This is a genomic window from Thalassospira australica (genome assembly GCF_000763295.1).
GTDB classification, from domain to species: domain Bacteria; phylum Pseudomonadota; class Alphaproteobacteria; order Rhodospirillales; family Thalassospiraceae; genus Thalassospira; species Thalassospira australica.
Genome location: NZ_JRJE01000032.1, coordinates 475,371 through 500,440, shown reverse-complemented (window position 1 = coordinate 500,440; position 25,070 = coordinate 475,371). Strand labels below are relative to the sequence as shown.

Below are 25,070 nucleotides of genomic sequence, written 5' to 3'. Positions count from 1 at the left end.
ATCACAGCTCCTTGCGGATATCAACAAGACGCAAAAGCGCGGTCACGATCAGCAAAACCGTGATCAGCAAAACCACCGCACTGGCTGCCGCTGCCGGATATTGCAAAAGCCCGATTTCATTGGAAATCTGCAAACCGACCGATGCACTTTGCCCGCCGCTCATCAAACGCACCGTAATGAAATCGCCCATCACCACCGTGATGACAAAGATCGATCCAATCGCGATCCCGGGTTTTGAAAGCGGCACAATCACCGACTTCAAAGTTTCAAACCCGCTGGCCCCGGCATCACGTGCAGCCTCAACCAACGACCGGTCGATCCGCATCATGGAATTGAAGATCGGCACCACCATGAACAGCGCATAAAGATGCACATCTGCCAACACGACTGCGAAATCGGAAAACAGAAGAAACTCAAGGGGCTGATCAACAATGCCAAGATTGATAAGGGCAGAGTTCAAAAGACCGTTGCGGCCAAGGAACGGGATCCACGAAATCATGCGAATGATGTTCGATGTCCAGAACGGGATCGTACACAACATGAAGAACACGATTTGCCATGTAAGACTGCGCACATGGAAGGCCAGAAAATAGGCCACCGTGAAACCGATAACCAGGGTGAAGAACCAGGTCAGAGCGGCATATTTCAAGGTATTGAGATAGATGCTCCAGGTCACCGAAGAACTCAGCAAATAGCTGTAATTCTCTAAAATGAAATCTGGCAGGATGCGATATTCGTCATAGTCCCAGAAACTGACCACAACAATGGTCAGAAGCGGGATGACAAGAAACACCGCAAAGATCAGCGCCATCGGCGTGATCAAAAAATAGGACGATCTTTTTGACGTATCAGAAGCCATGCTCTGTCCTTGAAAACCTGCCAGAAAAACCAGAAGCGTACCGAAAAGGCGATAACCAATAAGCCGTGCCCAAAAACACGGGCGCAATATTCATAAAAGAAATGGTCAGGCGCGGCATAAAGCCGCGCCCAACAAATGCTTTTCGCAAATCAGGCTGCGATGAATTCGTTCCACTTGCGGACCATGTGCTTGTTCTCGTCCATGACAGAGTTCCAGCACGCGACCGACCCCATACGCTCTTCGTAGGAACCGCCATCGCGAACCGCACCTGCTTTTTCCATGACTTTGCCATCCGGGCTCAGGATGTCGCCTTCGGCGGCCTTGCCTTCCATCCAGAAGCCCCATTCGTCGTCAGACATGAACTTTTTGGCAGTTGCTGGTGCGGCGCTGTAGTAACCCTGACGGTTAAGATACGCACCAACCCAGCCCGACAGGTACCAGTCGATATATTCATACGCCGCTTCAAGTTCGAGACCCGACAGGTGCTTGGCAAGACCAATGCCGCCACCCCATGCACGGTACCCTTCCTTAAGCGGCTGGTACTTACAGGCGATGCCTTTGGAACGCACGGCTGCAACAGCAGGCGACCACATGGACTGAATAACAACTTCGCCAGACGCCATCAGGTTGACCGACTCATCAAAGCTCTTCCAGAAGGCCCGGAACTGACCGGCTTTCTTGGCATCGATCATGACCGCGATGGTTTTGTCGATTTCGTCCTTGGTCATGTTGCCCTTATCGCCATAGGTGACTTCGCCCATGGCTTCGCACACCATTGCCGCATCCATGATACCAATCGACGGGATGTTAAGGATCGATGCCTTGCCCTTGAAGGCCGGATCCAGCAGATCGGCCCAACTGGTGATCTCGCGGTCAATCAGGTCAGGACGAATGCCAAGCGTATCGGCATTGTAAATCGTCGGGATCAGGGTCATCCATTGGGTCGGTGCAGATGCAAAGGTCGTGCTGTCGGCACCTTCAACGAAACCAACCGTATGCGGTGCGGTTCCCTGGGCAATCTCGGAATCCGGGGTCAACTTGCCATCAATGAACAGTTTGGAGATATGCTTGTAGTTGGCAAGCTTGGTGGTATCCATCGGCTGCATGGTGCCGGCCGGGAAAACTTTCTTACAGATCCAGTATTCGATGTCAGCGATATCAAACGAGTTCGGCTGGGTCACAGCGCGCTGGGCCACCGCATCAGAATCAAGCGCGGTCATCTGCAGGGTAAAGCCAAGGTCTTCCTTAACTTTGTCAGCAACCGCATTGATGTTCGAAACGCCGGTACCGAACTGACGCAAGGTAACGTCCTTGATGTTCTGAGCCCAGATGGTCGGGAAGCCGGTGATTGCACCCGAACCGATTGCAGCGCCGGTAACCGCAGCCGCACCCTTGACAAAGCCACGGCGCGAAACGCCGGTTTCCGTCTCAAGATTTTTGGTCGAAACTTTCTTCTCGATCGTCATGTGAAGCACTCCTGATAATTTGTTGGTTTATTTGATTCAGGCCAGAACATGCGCATGTTCCGGCTTCCAATAGGCGACGAACTTGTCGCGTCGCCTTACCGGTGCTTGCCGAAATTCGCTTTCGGTCTTCATTAGGGTTATTTCCTTGCCGTCTGCGGTCGTTGCGACAATGCGCACCCACAGGCCAAGATATTCGACCGTGGTAATTTCAACCAGGATTTGACCGTTCTTGGCGTCTTCGGGCGGGGTTTCGTCCAGACCGATCAGGTCGGTCCGAATGGTAAATTCGATCTCGTCGCCTGCCGTGCCGTCGCAAAAGCCGGGAAGAAAGAAACTGTCTGGCCCACGCGCAAGCAAAGTGCCGGCCGCGCCCGATTCCGAAACGGTGCCCTTGAAAATGTTCTGGCCACCCATGAAATTGGCAATGAAGCGTGATTTTGGCTGGTTGAATATTTCCTGCGGGGTGCCTTTCTGGCGAATGATCCCGTCTTCCATCACGACAACCATGTCCGAAAGCGCAAGCGCCTCGTCCTGGGCGTGGGTAACATGGACAAATGTGATCCCCAGTTCCTGTTGCAGGCGCCGCAATTCATCACGCATGCGCGCACGCAGGAACGGATCAAGGGCAGAAAGCGGTTCATCAAGCAAAAGAACGGACGGCTCGGTAATCAGGGAGCGCGCCAACGCAATACGTTGCTGCTGCCCGCCTGAAAGCTGGTCGGGCTTGCGATCGGCAAACTGCGCCATATCGACCCGGGCCAGCATCTCATTGGCCCGGTCTTTACGATCCGATGGGGAGACACCTTGCATCTTAAGGCCAAAGGCAACGTTCTCCGCACAGGTCATATGCGGGAAAAGTGCGTAGTTCTGAAACATCATCGCCGTGCCACGTTTGACCGGCGGCAGTTCGGTCACATTGCGGTCCCCGATCAAAAGATCGCCTTCGCTGATGACCTCGTGACCGGCAATCATGCGTAGCGTGGTTGACTTGCCGCATCCTGATGGACCGATCAGGCAGCAATACGCCCCTGCCGGAATTTGCAGATCAATCGATTTAACTGCCTGTGTGCTGCCATAGAATTTACTGACAGCAATCAATTCAATGGCCCCGTTACCCGTCATCCGCTCACCCGTCACTGCATGCAAAATTGTTAACAATCATGTCAGCGATCAATCGCAAGATGCGTGCCATTTGATTTCATTGGCAGTTTTACACCGAGTCCCGTGACCTGAGGAAAATATTCTGCGGAACCAACAGGTTCAACCTGCCCGTTTTATGCTCAGATAATGTATAAATATTGTGCATGCTTATTTTATGCCACAAATATAGACACTTTGTTGTTTCACGCGAAAATGGCGCACCAGTTTTCTATTGTGCAAATCGTCAACAATTTTGTAGAAATAAAAGACTGCCCAACAACATGAACGATGGAAGTATCCTCACGATGGCCAAAGCCGACCAAACCGGCAGCTATAAAGGCAGCGAAAAGCTGCGGCCGGAGGAAGTGATCTATCACGAGATGCTGGACGCCATCCTGGATCGCCGTCTGGAACCGGGCATGAAGCTTGTCGAGGAAGACCTTGCCAAGACGTTTGGGGTTAGTCGTGCGCGCATCCGTGCGACCTTTTTGCAGCTGGCCCATGACAAGCTGATCAATCTGGTGCCAAATCGCGGGGCCTTTGTTGCCGAACCGACCATCGACGAAGCAATTGAAGTTTTCTCTGCGCGGCGCATGATTGAAGATGGCGTGGCCCGCAAAGTCGCCACCAGCATGACCGATGAACGCGCCACACAGATCAGGGAACACCTTGATCGCGAACATGATGCACATCATCGCGGCGATCACCGCGCAGCCATTATCCTGTCAGGCGAATTTCACCTGCTGCTTGCCCGGCTCAGCGGCAATCTGGTGATTGAAGAGTTCCTCGAACGGTTGATCCTGCGCACATCTCTGATCATCGCCATGTATGAAAGTCCGCAGCCGGTTGATTGCTCCCACTCAGAACATGATCAGCTTCTGAACGCACTGCTAAGCGGTGATGGAGATATTGCTGCCGCCGAAATGTCGCGTCACCTTGACGCCATTCGTGATCGCCTGCAATTGCAACGTCCCAAACCCGGCAAAACGGACTTTGCCAGCATCTTTGGCCGCATACCAACCTCAGAGGCAAGCTGACCCTATTAAAGTCGCTGTACTCGGGAAAATCTAATTTGTGAGGATTCCTCACATTTGGTGCAATCGACCGACGCCTTGGAATCAAAACTCATTCCTATGGCCTCCGGGTCAGGACCCTAAGCATTGCGCGGTACGCCATCCGGATCATCACTGCCACGATGATATTTAAACGTTCCGGTCGCCGTCCCGATCACATCCCCATCGGCGCTATAGGCCACTGCTTCGGTAAACACGATCTTGCGTCCACCGCCCTGCTTTCGGGCAACAACACGTACAACGCCCGTCTTGGCGGAACCCAGGAAATTTGTGGTCAGTGACAATGTCAGCGTCTTGCGCACATTGCCCGCCACCGGACAAAAACACACCGAATAGCCCGACGCTGTATCCATCAAGGTGGTCAACACCCCGCCATGCAGGATTCCTGCACGGTTCAAATGATGGTCCTGCAGATCAAGTTCGACCACAGCATGGTTTTCGGCCCATTCCACCAGCCTGTATCCCAGATGGGCCTGCAACCCACTGCCATTGGCTTGCTCATAGGCAAGATTGTCTTCGGTCGAGGTCATGTTGACGAACCTTTTTGGTGACGATTTACCCAGCTATAGCAGATCTTTACCTGCCCGGAAAACCGGCATGACCGGTCAATCTGGAATCCGGCTTCACTCATGCTCTGCACATGCCTCCACCCCCACTCAAGATGCGTTCTGGTGCAAAACCGACCAGGTTATTGCGCAACGCAACATGAAATATCCATTTATTTACAACGCGATAATGCGATCGTTCTCCATACAAGAACGGGATAGCTGTGAAACGAGAATAGTCCGAGCACCACGCGTTTGCTATTTCTGAAATCACCAAAGACGCAGACGATGTCGCAAAGGAAAAAGCCATGACGACGATTGCTTACAAAGACGCCACCAGCATTGAACGTGACGTTCGTATCGGTTGGTTCACCAGTTTTGTTCGTGCCCTGCAGGTTGCTGTCATCATGAAAGCATCCCAGGCCAAAACCCACGCAGAACTGACTGCGGACTGGAACACGGCATGGCGTCAGGTTGAAGGCTAAGGCCATAGGCCCCTTCGTTTGAGGAAAACGCGACAAGCTGTTCATCAGCCGCGCCCTCAAACTTCTTGACGCTACGGGCTGAACCACCGACAACGGTTCCATGCAAAAGTTTGATATTGTGACAATCCGGCTGTTTGTCGCCATCGTGCGCGCCGGAAGCATCAATGAAGCCGCCCGGCGCGAACATATCGCGACATCGGCCGTATCCCGACGTATTGGCGAACTTGAAGCCATGCTGGGAGTCAAACTTCTGCGCCGCCTGCCGCGCGGGGTCGAACCGACCGAAGAAGGCACGATCTTCGCCCGCTACGGCGAAAAGCTTCTGGGCGACCTGAACCATCTTTCCAACGAATTGCGCGATTTCAACACCGGCGAAAAAGGCAAGATTTACCTTGCAGCGGTGACGTCAGCCATTCTGACCGGCCTTCCGAATTTTCTGGCCGATTTTGAACGCGACTTTCCCCATATCACCGTCGATGTCCGTGAACTGACGTCACGCGAAAGTTCGGAAGCCGTGCGTGAAGGCCGGGCAGACCTTGCCATTCTGGCTGACAACAGCCCGCTTGGCAGCCTTGCTCACGAAGTCTTTTGCGATGATCCCATCTGGGTCGTGACACCCAAGGGGCATCCGCTTATTCCCAATGCCGAAAACCCCAAGCCGGTAACATTCGCCAATGCGGCAAAATACGACATCATCTCGCTGTTTGAAGGTGGGGTGATCGATGATCTGATCTCCGAAGCCGCCGCAAAGCTCAAACTCGATATGCATCCCCACATCCGGGTGGTACGTTTCGGGTCCTTGCGGCAAATGATTGCAGCGGGTCTGGGGATCGGCTTTTTGCGCAAAAGTTCGGTTGCGGGATATCTTGGCCATATGAATATCGCAGGCGCACCCATTGCCGATGACTGGGCCAAGCGCCAATTGCTGATCGCCCATGAAGGCGATGCCAACCTGACCAGTGCCGCACGTTTGTTCCGTGACTATCTGCTTAAGAAATCAGCGGAAACCAGCTTCAAGCCGGTATTGGGCTAAGTTACTATTGAACACGCCCTGTTTCAGGCCAGCTGGGCACCCCGTTCTGCCCGAATATCATTCCCGGTCGGGCCAATCGGCACTGCCATCGCGCCAAAACGCGCCACATGACGCATGGCCTCGGCCAGAACAAGGTCGGGCAACTCTGACCATTGACCAATCGGGGCAAGGATTTCAATTTCCTCGCCGGAACGTGCATCAATCATTTCAGGCAAATCTTCACATGCATGCGTGCCGCCACCAGCCAGCATCGGGATGACCAGGGCATTTTTGCGTGATCCGATGGATCGCCAGTCGGCAAGTGATGGATGACCTTCGATGTTGCCAATGCAAATCTCTGCGCCAGAACAAATGCGCCCGACCTGATCGGCAAACCGCACGGTTTCCGGCAACGCCTGGCGTAAAGTTTTAAGGCCATGGGGCACAAGGAAGACAGATGTGTCTTCTGCCAGCCAGCCACGTTTTGCGATTGCGGACTTGGCACGACCTGCCACCAGTTCGGCAAAACCGGGCAGGTTTACGGCCGGCGGCAGAATCACGGCATCATTCAACCCGGCAAGATGAAGATCACGCGGCAGCTCTTCAAACACCAGATATCCTTCGCTAAAGAACAACGGGAATATGATCAGGCGGGCTGCCTCCCCGCTGCGTTTAAGTTTCTCAAGCTGATCTGGCAGCGCTGGTTGACTGCGCATATAGGCATGGCGAACCGGGCCATCCCAATCTGGCGCAACAGATTTGGCCAGATCACCGGCCGGATCACCACCATTTCCGCTGTTTCCGTGCGACACCATCATCAATGTCGGCATCTCAAACTGTGTCATGCCACTCACCAGAATTGCATTTGTCTAAAGCGTAGTTTGACATACGCAAGACGCAACCATTTGGATCGGAAAAATCACATCACATGTCTGAGACGGTATCCACAGACAATTAGCACCTACCGAACAAGATCCCAGTGTGGCTGGCCACCAAAACGTTCCTGAATAAATTCCACAAGCAGACGAATGCGTGACGCAAGCTGCCGACTGGGCGGATACAAAAGATATAAAAACAGTTCAGCCGGATCATAATCACACAGAACAGTTATCAACCGTCCGGTCTGCAGTTCCGGTCCGGCAATAAAGGTCGGCAGTTCGGCAATCCCCAATCCGGCAAGGGCCGCATCACGCAAAACCTCGGCATTATTGCAGCAAAACACCCCATTAACCTGCACCGCAACCGGGCCGTCGGGACCAGTCATTTTCCAACTGGCCCCTGACGGCAAGTTGCCGTAATGCAGGCACGGTAAATGGGCAAGATCACGAATATCGGTTGGCGTACCATATTCTTTAACAAAAGCAGGCGATGCACATAAAACCCGGCGAACAGGAATGATTTCATGATCAATCAGGGCAAGTGTTTCTGAGGGACGGCTGATGCGTACCGTCATGTCAAAGCCATCGGCAACCGGATCAATGAAATGATCATCAAGGGAAAGTTCGACGCGGATATCGGGATAGATCCTTGCGAAATCGACCAAAGCCGGCCCCAAATGCAATGTCCCAAAGGACATCGGCGCATTGATGCGAATATCCCCGGCGGGCCGATCGCGATGTTCCCGTATTGAATCCTCGGCATCGCCAATATCTGCAAGAATGGTTTTGGCCCGTTGGTAAAATGCCTGCCCGCTTGGTGTGACGGAAACCTGTCGGGTTGTCCTGTTTAAAAGCTGCACGCCAAGATCGTCTTCAAGGGCGACCACCGCCCGGTTAACCTGTGAACGTGACTGCCCGATCGTGCGGGCAGCCGCAGCAAAACTGCCATCTTCGACCACGCGTACGAAGCTCAGCATACTGGCCAGCTTGTCCATAAACGATCCCTCACACAAAATGACATTGTCGCATTATATGCAACACTATGCGTACAATTACATTAATTGTCTCATTTTATGGAAAGCGTATTCTGTCTCCAACACCAAACACCCGTATGGAGGTACAGACAGATGCTGATCAAGGTCGATGCAGACACCCGTGGCCGCGCCCAGTTTGGCTGGCTTGATTCCAACCATAGTTTCTCGTTCGGTCACTATTATGATCCCAACCGCATGGGGTGGGGGCCGTTAAGAGTCATCAATGAAGACCGTGTCATCCCCGGTGCGGGTTTTGATACCCACGGCCATAAGGACATGGAAATCATTTCCTATGTCCTTGATGGTGCCCTTGAACACAAGGACAGCATTGGCAACGGGTCGGTGATCCGCCCAGGCCGCCTGCAACGCATGACAGCGGGAACCGGTATTCGCCATTCGGAATACAACCATTCCAAATCAGATCCGGTTCACTTCCTGCAAATCTGGGTGATCCCGGAAGCTGCCGGTCTGGAACCCGGTTACGAAGAAAAGGATATCGCACGTTCTGATGCCGGTTCGGGACTGACCCTGATCGGTAGCCGCGATGGCCGTGAGAATTCCGTCACCATCCACCAAAATATCGATCTTTATGTTGCCCATCTTGATGATGGCGAAACCGCCCAACATAAAATCGACAAGGGTCGTATCGCCTGGGTTCAGGTCGCACGTGGCAACCTGACCGTGAATGGCGAAACCCTTAAGGCTGGCGATGGGGCGGCAATCAAGGATGAAGACGAACTTGTCTTTGCCGATGCCAAAGGTGCCGAAGCCCTGGTGTTTGATATGGCGGCATAGACATCAAACCCGCACGGCATCAGATGGATTTGACGGGCTGCACAGGCTGCAGCCCGCTTTCCACATCCCGAAGATGACCAAAAGGTCACATCCATCGGTACGGGATGCTATCGCAGCAAGTCGTTCAGATCATTCGGCCCTTCTGAAAACTCTTTTTGTCGATTAGATATCGCGGCGTGATCAGGTTTTGGCAACCGAATGACAAATTCCGCGCCATCGGCATAATCATCTGACAAAGTCAGATCACCGTTAAAGTCATCCTGAATAAGTTTGCGACAGATCGGCAGCCCCTGTCCCGTGCCAACACCGCGTTCCTTGGTGGTAAAGAAGTAATCGAAAATACGCCCGCGAAGTTCTTCGGGAACGCCTGCACCATTATCCCGCAACCGAATATAGACATTATCCTCATCGTCATTGACCAGAAGATCGATCTTCCCACGCCTTTGACCTGTTTCCATAATGGCCTGGGATGCATTGACGATCAGATTGATCAACGCCTGCGACAGATGGTTTCGGCGGCCGGTAACCTCTGTAACCTCGGACTGCAAGGTGACCTCAAGATCGGCAATGTGCTTGACCTGATTTCGGGTCAACGTAACAGCCGTGTCAATTTCCTCGGCAATCGAAATCAGCTCCAGCGCATCGGTTGCCGGATGGGCAAATTTACGGATGCCGCGCACGATCTCGGCAATGCGGTTCAGGCCCTGGATGCTTTCATCAATCGCCATCGGCACTTCTTGCCGGATGAATTCGATCTTGTCCTTTTCAAGTTGCAGATATGCGGGTTGATCCGGGGCGGAGCGCACAATTGATCCAACCAGATCGTTAAAACTGTCAGAGAGAAATTCCAGATTATTCTGGATATATTGCGCCGGTGTGTTGATTTCATGCGCGACCCCACCGGCAAGCGTGCCAAGCGCATGCATCTTGGCGTAATCAGCTGCTTCTTCGATTACTTCCTGTTCCTGACGGGCCTTTTGCGCGGCGATGTCTGCCGCAAATATCTTCTGGCGCTGGCGGATCGTGAAACCGCCCAGAACGGCCATGACAATCACCCCGACAAAGAACAGATAGGACAGCGTCTGGATATCAGTTTTAACGACCGAAATGTTATTGGCGTTATATACAGAGACAAAATTCGTCGTCCGGACGACCGCTTGCTGAAGGGGTTCGTCCAACGGCTCAAGCAACCGATAAAGTTCACTTAGTTTTTCTTCGGGTTGCGTGATCGTGGCAAGGGTCGCGTCGATCTGTTCAATCCGCGATTCGAGCTTTTCAATCGTTTTTGAAACCTCGGGAACGGTGAACAGAACCTTGAACCCATCCCCCTGACGCAGCAGCAGGACCCGGCTGACCATAATCTCATATTCCAGCAGAATATTTTCGACCACCTCGTCGCTCAAACCAACACGGCCAAGTGCTGCTTCGATGTCACGCTGAACAATCAGATATTGACGCTGAACCTGAACAACAGCCCAAACGAAATTTTCCCGGTAAATGAACCGTTCATCGTCAAGCTGTCGGACAAGTGCCGTAGAAAGAACACCATAAAGCACGACAAAAAGGACCAATGCGGCAAACATGGCCTTGCCAGACGCCTTGAAAAGGGATGCCTTAATCTGCTTCATCAACTGACTTTACCTGCCAGACCGAATAAGCCCAATAGGTATCGGTTTGGTACCGTTCATCAGAATCATATGGGAAAACCACCCAAAACGGGCCCTTTTCGCGCACCGACATTTCAGCACCATTCAGGTGATAGGTCAGAATGGCACCATCGTTGCGCAGGGCATCAACCGGAACCATCACATTATAGTCATTCAGAGCCGAGATACGCACCGTGTCTGCATCAATGCCATAGGTATCAAACAGAAGATCAAAGGAAACGCCACGAAAGTTCTGCACGCCTTCTGTCCACTGGCTTGACGTATTGAGTTCTGTTGCGGGCATTTCCATCAGGTCCTGCATGGAAAGCTTGATGACCTCGCCATCGGACCTGGTCAGCGTAAGCGTACCGCCCGCAATGGCCGGGCTGGCATAAAACCCAACCAGTGCGATCAGAACCGCGATCATTTTCTGTGCACTGTTCAATTTCTTTACCCTGCTTTGTCAGATACTTATAAAGAATGGTTATACTCAGACCCATTCTCAATACTTGCCCGAAAAAATGTATTTCGAACGGGATCAACCGGCCGACGCACGCAGCGGCATGAAGGCCGCCTCTTCCCATTGATCAAGCGGCAGCGGGCTGCCAAAGTGATATCCTTGCAATTCGGTGATACCATAAATCTGAAGCTTTTCTGCGATTTTACTGTTTTCGATCCCCTTGGCAGAGATCGACTGTCCCAGTTTGGTGCAGACCTGTGCAATCCATTCGACAAAAGCATCATCGAGAAAATCGGTCATGATGCCCCGCACCAGATCGCGATCAAGTTTGATACCGGCAAAAACTTCGTGTCGCAAAAGATCGAGCGAATTGTTCCCCGATCCAAAATCATCAATCAAAAGCCCAATACCGCGTTCACGCAAACGGCTGGCATATGCCAGCATCTCAAGATCGTTTGGCAGAAGCTGACTTTCAGGGATTTCAAACGATACGCTGACACCACGCATGCGCATTTTTTCATAGAAACGCAGCATCAGATCAAAGAATTCCGGCGTCTTGAGCGAAAACACCGACAAATTCACCGCAATGCGGGCCTGATCTTCAAGCAACGCACTGTAACGCGGTGCCTGATCAACCATGATCGCCATAAGCTGGCTGGTCAACCGGTTGATGGTCGGGCTGTTCTGGCAGGAATGAATAATTTCATCAATGCCATATTCTCTTTCCAGCAACGGCATCCGGCACAGGACCTCTGCCCCGCACAGGCCAAAATCACTGGCGCGAAAACGCGGCTGCAGAACAGGATGAAAATCGCCACAATCAATGGCATTGGTGACCATGTTCGCCGACAAACCGGGTACTGGCGCTGCCACCGTAACATTGGTCGTAAGAAGCCGTTCAATTGCGTCTTTGAGAACCGCGACCGAAACCGGCTTTGCCAAAACGCGGGAGACCTTGGCCTGACTGATCGCTTCGCGGAGCGACAGGCTTGATATGTTTCCCGACAGCAGCATGCGGCTGACATGTGGTGCAATGATTGCCGATTGCTTGAGAAACGAAATCCCGTCAAGGGTCGGCATGACAAGGTCAGCAATGATCAAATCGGTCCGGTCACGATTCGCCGCGAGCCAATCCAGGGCGGACTGTCCGTCGGTATGTGTGACAAATTCAAAACTTGATGACAGCGTGCGACGCACCGCTGACAGCAACTTTTCATCGTCATCTACCATCAATATGACGCGGCGTTTTTGATCGGGCAGACCCATAAATGGATATCTCCGGAAGGCTAATGTGAACAGGTATCTTGCTGATCCAAAGCCCGGTGATGCGCGCGGCATCCATTGCAGGGCTTTGAAGCATCCCAAATTAGTGTCAAACTACCCGTCTCCAATATCCCCATTTGTGGAGGACGTTCTTGATGACGGACAAAAAGTCGGTCCGGATCGCGTTTGTTGACGATGATGAAAACCTGTTGTCGTCTCATCGGCGGAATCTGGGGCGCCTGCGCCCGGATTGGGATGGCATGTTCTTCCACGACCCCATTGTTGCCCGCGATGCCATTACCGCCGACCCTGATGTCGCTGCCGTCGTTCTTGACATCCACATGCCCGGCATGACCGGACTTGAACTTGCCGCAGAGTTACGCACCGCACGCAAAGACCTGATCATTGTGATGCTGACAGGCTATGCCGACTTGCAATCGGCACTTCTGGCGGTCAATGAAGTGGGGGTGTTTCGCTTCTACCCAAAGCCAACAGCACTTGAAATCATGCTTGAGGATATCGAGGCCGAAATTCAAAGCCGCCTCGGACACAGCGAAGATACCCTGCCGACAGAATTTCTTGATCTGTTTGAATTGGGGGTCGTTGCCGTTGATGAAACACTGACCATCTTGCATATGAATGCGCAAGCTGCCGAAGTCTTGCGGCGATCATCACTTGTACGATCCGGTGCACAGGGACGTCTGGTCATTGACCCGCCGCCCAAAGGATTAAAAGGTTTCCTGACACCCCCGGAAAAGCAGGCACCAAGAAACCATCAGAGTTTCTCGCTAGAGCAGGAAGGTGAAAAACTGTCGCTTCTGATCCGACGGGTCTCGAAAAAGGCCGATGGTGGTCAAAGCTTCATGGTCATTCTGGTGGATCCATCCCGGCAACGGCCGCCCGCCATTGATGATCTGATGGATTTGTTTGGTCTTACGCGATCAGAGGCCAAATTAACCCAGAAACTGGCCGAGGGACTCGCCCTTGATCAGGCGGCTGAACTTGTCGGGATTTCACATAGTTCTGCGCGCACTTACCTGAAAACCATCTTTTCCAAGACCGGCGTCAATCGCCAGCCACAACTGATGAAGACGGTACTCTCAAGCATCCCTTCGCTGCGTTAACGCACGTGGAATAGAACCACATACCTTCCCGACCAGGCCAAAAATTCACACCATATACGCTTGAAAACCCCGCCAAATTCTCTACCCTGAGTTAATCAAAAGCTTGATCATCACGATAAGGTGTGGGGACATCCGGGGTGAGTGGGGAACCAAAAACAAAAGACGCACATCTGGCTGTTTTGCCGGTCATATCGGGCCCACGCGGATTTACAAAGCGCCTCTGTGATCTTGTTTTTGCCGGGTTTGGCCTTATCACACTGTCCCCGATCATGCTGCTAATTGCCCTGATGCTGTATGGTTCTGGGTTTCGTCGACCTGTCTTTATCCAACCGCGTGTGGGCCTGAACGGCCAGATTTTCACCATCATCAAGTTCCGAACCCTTCGCGATGAAACCTGCCGTCCCGTACGCCCGAAGATGCACCGCATTTCCAACCGGTTTGCCGCACTGCTCAGGATCAGCGGGTTTGATGAATTACCGCAATTGATCAATGTCCTGCGCGGCGAGATGTCCCTTGTTGGTCCACGCCCGCACAACATTGCCGATCACACAGAATTTTCCACATATATCGCCGGATATGACGACAGACTGGCAACCAAGCCCGGCATAACCGGACTGGCCCAGATATATGGCTGGCGGGGGCAGGTATGCAGCCATGACCATTTGCGCGCCCGTATTGCGCACGATTGTGCCTATGTTGCCCGTCACAGCACCCTGCTTGATATGCGCATTCTGATCCGGACAATGGCCCTGCCCGTCACGAGCCTGATCGCAACCAAAACACGCCACAGCCAACCCTGTCAGAACATAAAAACCTGCCATCATTGCAACCGGCGGCTGGTGTGATGGGTCAAGGTCGGCGGAGGTTCACGCCATGCGGCCTTGTTGCCTTGCACATGCTTTGTGGCGCGACAACCGCGACGGCGCAAAACATTGATCGCCCAAATGATACGGATGATCCCACGGATCTTCGCATCGGTCGGCTGTTGGTGACCCCGTCCGTTCGCAGCAGCACACGCTTTGACAGCAACATCTTTCAGGAAGAAAACAACCCAACAAGTGACGTCATCACGTCGCTGTCACCGCGATTGACGGTTCAGGGGAACTGGCGGGTTTTTGCCCTTCATCTGGCTGCTGGCGGAGAACTTGGCTTTTATGCCGATTCCGGCAATGACGATTATCAGGACATGAACCTTCAGGCGGGCGGAAGCCTTGATCTTGGCCCCTCATCGCTTGATGCGTCCCTTGAATATGACCGTGCCCATGATCCGCGCGGCGGCAATGATGTTTCGAGCAGCGCAACCGAACCGGTGATTTATCGCGATGTCACCGCCCGGTTTGGTGGGCGATATGCCAGCAATGGGCTGCAATATGAATCCCAGATTGCCCTGCGCCGTCTTGAATTTGACGACAGCATGGCCCGCAATGGGTCGGTCATTCAAAATGATGACCGTGATCGCCTTGAGATGCGCGAAAGTTTGCGCGTTCTCGTGCCGTTTGATCCGGGGCGAGACGCCTATGGCGAGGTGAACTTTAACCAGCGTCAATATGACCGCATTCCCGATGATACCGGGCGTGTGCGCGATTCTTCGGGCTATCAGCTTTTGGCTGGGCTTCGGTTTGATCTGACCGATTTGATCACAGCCGATTTGGCCGCCGGCTGGATGAGCCAAATCTATGCCGATCCGGCCTTTGGTAATGTCGGCGATTATACGCTGCGCGGGGATTTTGACTGGGCTGTGACCCAACTGACCACGCTTGATTTCACCCTTGCCCGCGCCGTGCGCGAAACCACCGTCACCGGAGCAAGCGGCATTCTGGCTTTGGATGCCGGGGTGGGCATTTCCCATGAATTGCGTCGCTGGCTTCAGATCGGGGCCACCGCCCATTACAGTGCTGAGGATTTCCAACAAACCACCCGACGCGATGAAACCACCCGCCTTGGCGTAAGCTTATCCTATCAGCTTAATCGCTTTGCCCGCATTGACGGGGCCATTGACTATGACCAACGCGTATCAAACAGCGACGATCATGATTATCAACGTTTTCAAAGCCAGATCAGCCTCAAGCTGGAGATGTAAATGACCCTCAGCATACACAGCTTTTTACACCTTCTGCATACGGCCCTGATCGTGCTGTTTGTTGCCTTGTGGCTACCTGCCCAGGCATCGGCACAAACCGTTTATACGATGGGCAGCGGGGATACCATCCGGGTGACGGTGTTTGGTGAACCGGATCTGTCTGGCGATTTTACGGTCGATGCCACGGGGCGGCTTAATCTTGCACTGATCGGGCCGGTAGATGTGCGCAACCTGACAGCAGATCAGGTGCGTCAGAAAATCCATGATGCCTATCTTGATGGTTATTTGCGCCACCCCGATGTCGCAGTTGAAATCATTGCCTTTCGCCCCTTTTTCATCATGGGGGAAGTCAATCAGCCCGGATCATATGACTATGTACCGGGAATGAATGTGTTGAATGCCATCGCGGTTGGCGGCGGCATGACCTATCGCGGTGATGAGGATGACATCGAAATCCTGCGCGGCAATGACAGTAATCGCGTGGCGATCCCCGCCACCCTTGCCACGATTGTCATGCCCGGTGACATCGTCCGGGTGGCGGAACGCTATTTCTGAAAACCGTGCATTTTTCAGCACCTTGGCATTCCAGGAACAAGATCTGACACCTTTACCTTTGCCCTGAATTCGTGATGATATCGCTGTTGCGCATCCACCGCGCCAAAACAAAAAAACAGCTGCGCAATCCCATTGCCCCACGAAACGGAGTTCTTCACACATGTCCGGGAAAACCGAAAAGCCCCACCTGCGCCACGGCGGTCGTATTCTGGTTGATCAATTGGCCCTGCATGGCGCTGATCGCGTCTTTCTTGTGCCGGGTGAAAGCTATCTTGCCGTCCTTGATGGCCTTATTGATCATCCCGACATTGATCCGATCATTTGCCGTCAGGAAGGCGGGGCCGCCATCATGGCCGAGGCCTATGGCAAGCTGACCAACAAGCCCGGCATCTGCATGGTCACCCGTGGCCCCGGTGCCACCAACGCATCAGCGGGCGTTCATGTCGCCCATCAGGACAGCACCCCGATGATCCTTCTCGTCGGCCAGATCGGGCGCGACATGGTGGATCGCGAGGCGTTTCAGGAAGTCGATTACCGCAAGATGTTCGAACCCTTGGCAAAGTGGGTCGGGCAGATCGATGACATCAACCGCATCCCGGAATACATCAGCCACGCCTATCACATCGCAACATCCGGCCGCCCCGGCCCGGTGGTCTTGGCCCTGCCTGAAGACATGCTGTCTTCAAGTGCAGATGTGCCCGATGCCAAACCCTATGTCCCGATTGAGGCCAAAACAGCCCCGGAAGACGTTTCACGCTTCCGCGATGCGCTTTCCAAGGCCCAAAAACCGATCATGATCGTCGGCGGCGGGGGATGGACCCGTGAGTCCACTGAAAACCTTAAATCGTTTGCTGTTCGCAACAATGTTGCGATTGCCACAAGTTTCCGCTGCCAGGACTACATCCCCAACACGCATTCCCACTTCATCGGCGATGTCGGCATCGGCATCAATCCGAAGCTGGCCGAATTCATCAAGGACAGCGATCTTGTGATCCTCGTCGGATCGCGCATGGGGGAAATGACCAGCAGCGGCTATAGCCTGCTGGAGATTCCCTGTCCGACACAGAAACTGGTTCATGTTTACAGCGGGCCGGATGAATTGGGCCGGGTTTATCGCCCGGATGTGGCGATTAATGCCTCTCAACGATCTTTCCTGCGGGCGATTGCCATGATGGAGCCGGTCGATGGCTCGGCACGTGATGAGATGATCGAAACCGCACACGCCAATTACATTGCCTTTTCCACCCCGGTCGAAACCCCGGGCGATGTCAAAATGGCCCATGTGGTCGCCGAACTGCGCGAAAAGCTGCCCGATAATGCGATTGTCACCAACGGGGCGGGTAACTATGCCGCCTTTTTGCATCGTTTCTTCCGTTATCGCGAATATCGCACCGAACTGGCCCCGACATCGGGTTCGATGGGTTATGGATTGCCGGCTTCGGTATCGGCCAAGCTGGCACACCCGGACCGTCCGGTGGTCTGCCTTGCAGGGGATGGCTGCTTTTTGATGCACGGGCAGGAATTTGCCACCGCCGTGCAATATGGCGCGAATATCATCACGCTGGTGGTCAATAATGGCATGTTTGGCACCATCCGCATGCATCAGGAACGCAATTATCCCGGTCGCGTATCTGGTACCGAACTGCACAACCCGGATTTCGCCGCCTACGCCAAGGCCTTTGGCGGATACGGCGAAACCGTCACAAAGACTAAGGATTTCGGCCCCGCCTTTGACCGCGCACTCGCCAGTGGCAAGCCCGCCATCCTGGAAATTCAGGTTGATCCACAGGCACTTACCCCGATCAAAACCCTAGATCAGATCCGTGCCGGAACCTAGTGCGCGTTGATTATTTCGAAAAAGCAATAAGCGGGATCAACCCTTCGGGATGCTGATCTCGCCGCTTTCCAGGCCGGCCTTCAGCGCATCAACGGCAACGGCGAGTTTCTCATCGACCACATGCAGATAGGCTGTCCAGTCTGAAAGCTTCTTAAGCTCTTCCTTGCCATCGGAAATGCCGCGCAACCCGATCAGTTGCACCTCAAACTTGTGACACGCCCGCAGGATGGCAAAACTTTCCATATCAACCATATCGGCATCAACCCCATCGTAGGCCGCCCCCGACACCACATTGGCCCCGGTCGAAAGCCGCGCTTCAGGGATGCCGGGAATGCGCAACGTCATCTCGATCTCGGCAGGCAGATCCACAAACGGCGTGCAGCCCTTCTCAAACCCCAGAACCGACGCATCCATATCCCGATACGATACCGAAACGGCCTGATAGACTTCAGCCTGTTCAAGCGTTCTCGACCCTGCCGACCCCAAGGTCACGACAAGATCGGGCAAATCACCTGACAGTTTCAATTCGGTCAATGCCGCGGTCAGGTTGATCGCAGCCTCCACCGGCCCAACCCCGATCATCAAGGGCGTAAACCGCGCCTTAAGAAAATCCCCATACTCCGCCGGTGCCGCCATACAAAACAGCACGTTATGGCCTGCAAGGTTGTGAAGGTAGCCGCGCATTTCTTAATCTTTCGCGTTTTTGAACTGTGATCAGAAGCATAACGGCAGGCATAATTTTTCGCATCCCCAAATCGGACGCGTGCGTCAGCTTGATTTGATGAGATCAAGTTTCCATCGAAACGGCCAGTAAACCGGACAAAATTAAGGACATAATTTTGTGACAAATCTCATAAACATATGTATTATATTGATAAATTCATCGAATAAAGCGGCCAGTAAATCGGCCAAACTTGAGGAATAAAAATGACTCCGAGAGATGATGGGGAACCAATAGCTTTATTCGAGCCATTGATGATCGGTGAAGGATCGAAGGACAGATCAAAAATCAATGATTTGGCGCTTGATCTGGCGACGCGCGCCGCTGCTTTTCGCAGCAGCCTTCCGGCTTCCACAGCATCCTCTCTGGCCGATCTAATCCGCTCCATGAACTGTTATTACAGCAACCTGATCGAGGGGCATAATACGCATCCTGTCGATATTGAGCGCGCGCTGAAAGATGATTACAGCACTGATCCCAAAAAGCGTGATCTGCAGCTTGAAGCCAAAGCCCATATCGAAGTTCAAAAATGGATTGACCGCGACGGCCTTGCCGACATTCCAGTGGCATCCGCAAGCATCCTCGAAATCCATCGCCGCTTTTGTGCACTTTTACCCGAGGACTTGCTGATCGTTGAAAACCCCGACACAGGCGAACGCCTGAGGGTTGTTCCCGGGCACCTGCGAGAGCGCGACGTTCGGGTCGGGCAACATTTTGCAATCAGCCCCGGCGCTGTTCCACGTTTCTTGGAACGTATTCATGATGCGTATCTGAGATCGGGCAGGATTGAATCCATATTGGCCGCAGCCTGCGCACATCATCGTTTGCTTTGGGTGCACCCTTTCCTGGATGGCAATGGCCGGGTTGCGCGTTTGATGTCCTATGCGATGCTGCGCCAGTCCTTGAACACAGGGGGGCTTTGGTCAATCGCACGTGGACTCGCACGCAATGATACGACCTATAAGAAACACCTGCAGGCCTGCGACGAGCAACGCCACGGAGACCGGGATGGTCGCGGCAGTCTGAGCGAAACTGCACTTTCCAACTTTGTGGAATTCTTCTTGGGCGTCTGCATCGACCAGATCGAATTCATGGAAGGCTTGATGAAGCCGGATCGTCTGCGAGACCGGATCATGATCTGGGCAGAGGAAGAAATTCGTGCTGGCGCTCTGCCAGCCAAATCGGACTTAGTCCTTAAGGCCATCCTCTATCAAGGAGAATTGAGTCGTAGCGATGTGTCTGACATCCTCGGTGCAAGTGATCGAACCGCACGCCGCGTTACTTCGGCTCTGATTGAATCCGGCGCTCTAAAATCAGAAAGCAGTCGCGCGCCACTCCTTCTGGCCTTCCCGGCCAAACTTGCCGGACGCTGGATGCCTGGATTATTTCCGGAGAAATAATTGTGCCTAAAAACAAATAGTTATCCAACGGCGCTTGAATTGAAAGCCGCAAAAAAAACATGACGAATGGAATCTCCGCGCAAGGAGAACAACTCAGACAATTCAATTTGTTAGGTGAAGACAATTGGGAGAAAATTGGCGCACCCGACAGGATTCGAACCTGTGGCCTTCGCCTTCGGAGGGCGACGCTCTATCCAGCTGAGCTACGGGTGCGCAATATGTGGGGCCGTGACTGGAACAATCGGCCCGAGCGGTTTGGGTGATACAGGTTTTGGTCCCAACGGGCAAGGGTTTTCACAGCCCGAATGATCGGTCAACCCTGACCCACCGAGGTTAAGGTAACCTTGAGATCAAAAGCCTGCAATCAGCTTTCAACATCGCGGCGTTCATACGGGTCGCGTACCACCCATGTACCATCCCATTCGCGGTCCTGTTCGCGCCTCTCAAGGCGTTCCATCCGGTTCATCATCAGTTGGGCGGCAAAGTCGCTGTCATCAAATTCCATGACCTGTTCATAGAACGGGCGGGCGGCGTCAAAATTGCCGTCGCGATAATGCGCCATGGCGGTTTCGTATTTGGTGCGCCAGTCGCGCCGTTCATCGGAAAGCTGCCCGCCAGGCGCAAGGACTTCATAAAGGAACACGACCTTTTCCGTACCCAGCAGCACAACATGATCAAGATCACGCATTTCGATCTCACCCGATGCCATATTGGCGGTTTCGTGCGAGGCAAGGATTTGCGTGCCGTAAACCCGGTTGGCTTTTTCCAGACGGTTGGCATAGTTCACACAATCGCCCACCACGGTATAGGCGCGTGACTTGTCTGTGCCGATGGAGCCAACCACCACCTCACCCGTGGCAATCCCCACGCGGATATCAAGGCCGTGATCGCCGATCAGGTCGGCGTATTTGGTTTTAAGCGCATGAAAACGTGCAACCTGTTCAAGGGCGGCCTGACAGGCATGTTTGGCATGGGCCCCTTCGCCACAGAACGGTGGTCCCCAAAAACCAATCACCCGGTCACCGACAAAGTTGTCGATAATCCCGCTTTGATTGGCAATCGGTTCGGTCATGGCCGTCAGATAGTCATTCAGGAAATCAACCAGCTTTTCCGGTTCGGTATGTTCGGCCAGCCAGTCAAACCCTGTCAGGTTGACAACACTGACCGTCATCACCCGCTTTTCGGAGTTTTCAAGCGCGGTTTCCTGATTGATCAGGTTGTTGATGACTTTGGGATCAACATATTTGCCAAACCGTTCGCGCATCCGGAATCGCACGCGCAATTCGCGCGACATGCGATTAAAGGCATCGGCCAATCGGCCAAAATCACCCTTGGAGCTGAATTCAAGTTTGGTATCAAGTTTGCCCGACTGAATGGAATTGAGCGCATTGGTCGTCCTGCGCACCGCAATCACCACCGCATGGGCAAGATAATAAGCCAGCGACACGCCAATCACGATCGCGGCCAGCATCATGATGAATTCGGCCTGAATCAGGAAATCTTCGCGTTTGGAAACACTTTCCACCGTGGCCGCCGCGTAATCTTCAAGCAGCCGGATTTCATTGCGCAGATTAAGAACAATGATGCGATGAACACCGCGCACGGTGTTTTCCTGTTGCATCGCTTCGCTCAGGTTGCCCTCGGCAACCCGGTCCATCAGCCGATCCACACCAAGTGAAAACTGCGCCGAGATGTCGGCAAATTCGCGCATCCGGACATCAAGATCAAACAACACACCTTCTTCAAAATGCCCGGCGGCCTGTGCGCGGCCAAGGGCAGCAAAGGTAAAGGATTTGCGGAAAGCCTGTTCGATTTGGGTTTGTTTGGCTTCGATTTCGATTTCGATGCCATTCAAAAGCGATGTCTGCGCCCCGTCGCGCTCCACCACCCGCATATAGCGATCAATCAGCGAAATTTGCTCAAGCTGTCGCGCACGCACATCGGACAAGGAATCCTTAACCGGCGTCACATAGCGCGACACGGCTTCAAGATCGCCATTAATGCCAAGGGACTGAATTACAGAGAATCCGGTGGCCATGACAAGAAACACGACGAAAAAGGCCGCGACCCCCAGGAACTTCGCCCGAATGGTCCTAAGCATGCCGGTCCTGATCCTCCGAAAAGCGGGTTTATGGGTAGCATATCGGGACGCAAACAGGCTTCGACAACCCACAAGATGTCCCGCAACCGATTAAAAATGCTACCTGATCAGTGATCAGCGGTCAAAATGCAATCATGATCCGCGACACGAATAATTTTGATCGGGCGCACTGCGCATGATCCAGCGGTAAATATCATCGATCACCACCGGCCCGTTTAAGTCGCGCAACAGCATGTGATACCCGTCGTCATAAAGGCAACGGTGATAAGCTGGCAAATCCAGGCCAACCAGATCCCTATCAAGGGCTGCGACTGCCGCAGGCGGGATGACCTGATCCTCAATACCTGACAGCAAAAGGGTTGGCACGGTGATATCGGTCGCACGGCTGCGCGCAAGATCCATTAGATCAGCCACACCGGCAATCACATCAACCCGAACAGCTGACATCATATTATGATCCCGCGAAAGCCGCCGGAGCATTTCGATATTGTCCGATGGCCAGATATCAAGCCCCTGCCCGGTCAGCGGCAACCAGGGCAGGCTATGTGACAGAACCGAAAGTGGCGCTGTCTGATACCAGGGCATCTGATCACGATCCCAAACCGCCGGTGCCACCAAAACAAGCCCATCCATCAGATATGGCCGCGTCGCTGCGGTGATGATCGCAACCGCACCCCCCATCGAATTCCCCATAAGATACAACGACGTATCCGGGTATCGCGCCCGAAGCAGCATCAACATATCACTGGCGTCATTCACCATGCTGCTGATGCCGGCCCAGAACGGACGGCTTATGCTTCGGCCAAAGCCCCGCTGATCAAAGGCATAAACCGCAATCCCCGCTGGCCCGATCTGCTCACCAAATTCCATAAAGGCATTGGCGTAATCGCCCATCCCGTGCAGGGCCAGAACCACCGCATCCGGGGTTTCCTGATCACCCCAGCTTTGCACCGCAAGCGCAGTGCCGTCACTGGCGTAAAACGCATCATTGCCAAGTGATGTTTGGGCAATCGGTGGCCCGGCCGGACGCACCGTCGGCGCACAGGCCGCAAGCATCCCGGCCAACAAAACTGAGAGGGCGGCCCAAAGGGCTTTGTTCAAATCCGGGGAATTCAAATGCGGGAAATAAGGCACGTAACACCGGGTAAAAAAGCGATCGAAGACAACCACATAAGCCCATAAAGCAAAACCCCGCAAGCAATTGCGGGGTTTTGAACGTTGGTCGACAATGCTTGCTGATCAGGCAGCCTTGCCCGCACGTGCCTTGTTGTTGTCACGGGTGAGCATCAGGAAGATGTCTTCAAGATCGCCTTCCTCGGTCGAAAGGTCCTTGATCGCAAGGCCACAGCCATGAATGGCTTCTAGGATTTCCGCCATCTGCGTGTTGCTTGGACGGTAATGCAGTGCGATCTGATTTTCCGATTTCAGCTCTGCCCCCCATGGGGCCAGCGCATCGGGCACGGCATTCAGTTCATTGTTCACCGTCAGAACCAGCGTCTTGTGATCAATCCGGCGCAACAGGCTGCGCTTGTCTTCATGGGCAATGACATTGCCCTGATTGATGATCGCGATTTCGTCACAAAGTTCTTCGGCTTCTTCAAGGTAATGCGTGGTCAGAACGATGGTCACACCGGCCGCGTTCAGTTCCTTGACATAGGCCCAAAGCTGCTGACGCAATTCGATATCCACCCCCGCTGTCGGTTCATCCAAAACCAACACGGGCGGGGTATGAACCATCGCCTTGCCAACCAGAAGACGGCGGCGCATACCGCCCGAAAGCGATCTTGCGTACGAGTCTGCCTTGTCTGACAGGCCAAGGGCGGCAAGAATCTCGTCCGTGCGGCGTTCCGGTTTGGGCACGCCATACAGGCCTGCCTGCAATTCCATCACCTGACGCGGGGTGAAAAATGCATCCAGATTCAGCTCCTGGGGCACGATCCCGATGGAACAGCGTGCCGCACGCATCTGGGCTTCAATGTCATTGCCCCAGATTTTCGCAGTGCCGCTGGTTTTGGTTACAAGACCGGCCAGGATGTTGATAAATGTGGACTTTCCGGCACCGTTCGGGCCGAGAAGCGCAAAAAACGACCCGCGTGGGATTTTCAGCGAGACGTTATCAAGGGCAAGTTTTTCACCATTTGACCCCTTATAGACCTTTGTCAGCCCTTCGACTTCGATGGCATAGTCGGGCATTGCAGTCATATGTCAGTGATCTCCACTCTTTTCCGCGTCGCTTGTTTGCGCTAAGACCATGGGGCGCCATACGCATGCGGAAGTATTGATTGAATATGCCCAATCGGTATCATCCCCGGGAAACCGGGGTCAATGCTGACCGTACTGCGCGGCCAATCCCGATGGTCATACAAGCCTGAAATTGGCAAACTTGGAACTGGATATATGAAGATCACCGAAGAAATCAAAGTCGGCACGCTAAATATTGCCTGTGACGGCGGAAAAGGTCACCTTGGGCACCCGACCGTCTACCTCAATCTTGAGGAAAAGGGTGAGGTGGTCTGCCCGTACTGCTCGAAAAAATATATCTTCGACAAATCCCAGGCCGAACACGCAGCCCACTAATCCAACACGCACCTTTTCG

The 25,070-nt window shown here is 53.5% G+C and carries 24 protein-coding genes and 1 tRNA gene; 11 read left to right on the top strand and 14 right to left on the bottom strand.

Features of this window, described 5'->3' with window-relative positions:
- Position 1 precedes the first annotated feature (1 nt).
- The 3 genes from JF44_RS0118490 to JF44_RS0118480 all read right to left on the bottom strand — a co-directional run bounded on the left by JF44_RS0118490 (position 2) and on the right by JF44_RS0118480 (position 3,447).
- On the bottom strand, positions 2–859 hold the full coding sequence (locus JF44_RS0118490; RefSeq protein ID WP_033070692.1) for an ABC transporter permease: 858 nt from the start codon (positions 857–859) through the stop codon (positions 2–4).
- A 149-nt stretch (positions 860–1,008) separates the two neighbouring features.
- Positions 1,009–2,325: an ABC transporter substrate-binding protein gene (locus tag JF44_RS0118485; RefSeq protein ID WP_033070393.1), complete on the bottom strand. Its 1,317-nt coding sequence runs from the start codon at positions 2,323–2,325 to the stop codon at positions 1,009–1,011.
- 36 nt (positions 2,326–2,361) lie between these two features.
- A complete protein-coding gene (locus JF44_RS0118480; RefSeq protein WP_033070392.1) occupies positions 2,362–3,447 on the bottom strand; it encodes an ABC transporter ATP-binding protein in 1,086 nt (361 codons plus the stop codon).
- 299 nt (positions 3,448–3,746) lie between these two features.
- On the opposite strand from JF44_RS0118480, the gene JF44_RS0118475 reads away from it, so the two are divergent.
- The gene (locus JF44_RS0118475) at positions 3,747–4,502 is read left to right on the top strand and encodes a GntR family transcriptional regulator (RefSeq protein WP_156111721.1); all 756 of its coding nucleotides are present in this window, start codon (positions 3,747–3,749) and stop codon (positions 4,500–4,502) included.
- Positions 4,503–4,618: 116 nt separating this feature from the next.
- Here JF44_RS0118475 and JF44_RS0118470 read toward each other — a convergent pair whose 3' ends face one another.
- Complete coding sequence (locus JF44_RS0118470) at positions 4,619–5,068, bottom strand: PaaI family thioesterase (RefSeq protein ID WP_033070391.1); 450 nt, start codon at positions 5,066–5,068, stop codon at positions 4,619–4,621.
- A 323-nt stretch (positions 5,069–5,391) separates the two neighbouring features.
- Here JF44_RS0118470 and JF44_RS20410 point away from each other — a divergent pair, with 323 nt between their 5' ends.
- A complete protein-coding gene (locus JF44_RS20410; RefSeq protein ID WP_156111720.1) occupies positions 5,392–5,568 on the top strand; it encodes a hypothetical protein in 177 nt (58 codons plus the stop codon).
- A gap of 100 nt (positions 5,569–5,668) precedes the next feature.
- Positions 5,669–6,601 (top strand): LysR family transcriptional regulator, encoded by a 933-nt coding sequence (locus tag JF44_RS0118465; protein WP_033070390.1) that lies wholly within the window; start codon positions 5,669–5,671, stop codon positions 6,599–6,601.
- A 23-nt stretch (positions 6,602–6,624) separates the two neighbouring features.
- Here JF44_RS0118465 and JF44_RS0118460 read toward each other — a convergent pair whose 3' ends face one another.
- On the bottom strand, positions 6,625–7,425 hold the full coding sequence (locus JF44_RS0118460; protein WP_033070389.1) for a sirohydrochlorin chelatase: 801 nt from the start codon (positions 7,423–7,425) through the stop codon (positions 6,625–6,627).
- Between the two features lie 116 nt (positions 7,426–7,541).
- Positions 7,542–8,453 carry a LysR family transcriptional regulator gene (locus JF44_RS0118455; protein WP_033070388.1) on the bottom strand — a complete coding sequence of 304 codons (912 nt, stop codon included), beginning with the start codon at positions 8,451–8,453 and terminating at the stop codon, positions 7,542–7,544.
- A gap of 132 nt (positions 8,454–8,585) precedes the next feature.
- Here JF44_RS0118455 and JF44_RS0118450 point away from each other — a divergent pair, with 132 nt between their 5' ends.
- Positions 8,586–9,287: a pirin family protein gene (locus tag JF44_RS0118450; protein ID WP_033070387.1), complete on the top strand. Its 702-nt coding sequence runs from the start codon at positions 8,586–8,588 to the stop codon at positions 9,285–9,287.
- Between the two features lie 107 nt (positions 9,288–9,394).
- On the opposite strand, the gene JF44_RS0118445 is transcribed toward JF44_RS0118450, so the two are convergent.
- From JF44_RS0118445 to JF44_RS0118435, 3 genes are all read right to left on the bottom strand, one after another.
- On the bottom strand, positions 9,395–10,915 hold the full coding sequence (locus tag JF44_RS0118445) for an ATP-binding protein (RefSeq protein ID WP_238318502.1): 1,521 nt from the start codon (positions 10,913–10,915) through the stop codon (positions 9,395–9,397).
- Positions 10,902–11,378: a putative pterin-binding protein gene (locus JF44_RS0118440; protein WP_238318501.1), complete on the bottom strand. Its 477-nt coding sequence runs from the start codon at positions 11,376–11,378 to the stop codon at positions 10,902–10,904. The genes JF44_RS0118445 and JF44_RS0118440 overlap by 14 nt, the downstream gene beginning before the upstream one ends.
- Positions 11,379–11,471: 93 nt before the next feature.
- On the bottom strand, positions 11,472–12,659 hold the full coding sequence (locus JF44_RS0118435) for an EAL domain-containing response regulator (protein WP_033070385.1): 1,188 nt from the start codon (positions 12,657–12,659) through the stop codon (positions 11,472–11,474).
- Positions 12,660–12,811: 152 nt separating this feature from the next.
- Here JF44_RS0118435 and JF44_RS0118430 point away from each other — a divergent pair, with 152 nt between their 5' ends.
- From JF44_RS0118430 to JF44_RS0118410, 5 genes are all read left to right on the top strand, one after another.
- Complete coding sequence (locus JF44_RS0118430; protein WP_033070384.1) at positions 12,812–13,780, top strand: DNA-binding response regulator; 969 nt, start codon at positions 12,812–12,814, stop codon at positions 13,778–13,780.
- Between the two features lie 137 nt (positions 13,781–13,917).
- On the top strand, positions 13,918–14,625 hold the full coding sequence (locus JF44_RS0118425; protein WP_052066039.1) for a sugar transferase: 708 nt from the start codon (positions 13,918–13,920) through the stop codon (positions 14,623–14,625).
- Complete coding sequence (locus tag JF44_RS0118420; protein ID WP_081944498.1) at positions 14,625–15,860, top strand: outer membrane beta-barrel protein; 1,236 nt, start codon at positions 14,625–14,627, stop codon at positions 15,858–15,860. The genes JF44_RS0118425 and JF44_RS0118420 overlap by 1 nt, the downstream gene beginning before the upstream one ends.
- Positions 15,861–16,415, top strand: coding sequence for a polysaccharide biosynthesis/export family protein (locus JF44_RS0118415; RefSeq protein WP_033070382.1), 555 nt, complete (start codon positions 15,861–15,863; stop codon positions 16,413–16,415). It abuts the gene before it with no gap.
- A gap of 160 nt (positions 16,416–16,575) precedes the next feature.
- Entirely contained in the window at positions 16,576–18,252 is a 1,677-nt protein-coding gene (locus JF44_RS0118410) for a thiamine pyrophosphate-binding protein (RefSeq protein ID WP_033070381.1), read from the top strand.
- A gap of 36 nt (positions 18,253–18,288) precedes the next feature.
- Here JF44_RS0118410 and JF44_RS0118405 read toward each other — a convergent pair whose 3' ends face one another.
- Entirely contained in the window at positions 18,289–18,936 is a 648-nt protein-coding gene (locus JF44_RS0118405) for a 5'-methylthioadenosine/S-adenosylhomocysteine nucleosidase (protein ID WP_033070380.1), read from the bottom strand.
- A gap of 291 nt (positions 18,937–19,227) precedes the next feature.
- Between JF44_RS0118405 and JF44_RS0118400 the strand changes: the two genes are divergently transcribed.
- Positions 19,228–20,373, top strand: a complete 1,146-nt coding sequence (locus JF44_RS0118400) for a Fic family protein (RefSeq protein WP_202901535.1) — start codon at positions 19,228–19,230, stop codon at positions 20,371–20,373.
- Between the two features lie 136 nt (positions 20,374–20,509).
- Here JF44_RS0118400 and JF44_RS0118395 read toward each other — a convergent pair.
- From JF44_RS0118395 to JF44_RS0118380, 4 genes are all read right to left on the bottom strand, one after another.
- Positions 20,510–20,586 (bottom strand) — tRNA-Arg (locus tag JF44_RS0118395).
- Positions 20,587–20,737: 151 nt separating this feature from the next.
- Positions 20,738–22,474 carry an adenylate/guanylate cyclase domain-containing protein gene (locus JF44_RS0118390; RefSeq protein ID WP_033070378.1) on the bottom strand — a complete coding sequence of 579 codons (1,737 nt, stop codon included), beginning with the start codon at positions 22,472–22,474 and terminating at the stop codon, positions 20,738–20,740.
- Between the two features lie 132 nt (positions 22,475–22,606).
- On the bottom strand, positions 22,607–23,575 hold the full coding sequence (locus tag JF44_RS0118385; RefSeq protein ID WP_033070688.1) for an alpha/beta hydrolase: 969 nt from the start codon (positions 23,573–23,575) through the stop codon (positions 22,607–22,609).
- A 138-nt stretch (positions 23,576–23,713) separates the two neighbouring features.
- Positions 23,714–24,676 (bottom strand): ABC transporter ATP-binding protein, encoded by a 963-nt coding sequence (locus tag JF44_RS0118380; RefSeq protein ID WP_033070377.1) that lies wholly within the window; start codon positions 24,674–24,676, stop codon positions 23,714–23,716.
- A 195-nt stretch (positions 24,677–24,871) separates the two neighbouring features.
- Between JF44_RS0118380 and JF44_RS0118375 the strand changes: the two genes are divergently transcribed.
- On the top strand, positions 24,872–25,051 hold the full coding sequence (locus JF44_RS0118375; protein ID WP_033070687.1) for a zinc-finger domain-containing protein: 180 nt from the start codon (positions 24,872–24,874) through the stop codon (positions 25,049–25,051).
- Positions 25,052–25,070: the final 19 nt, after the last annotated feature.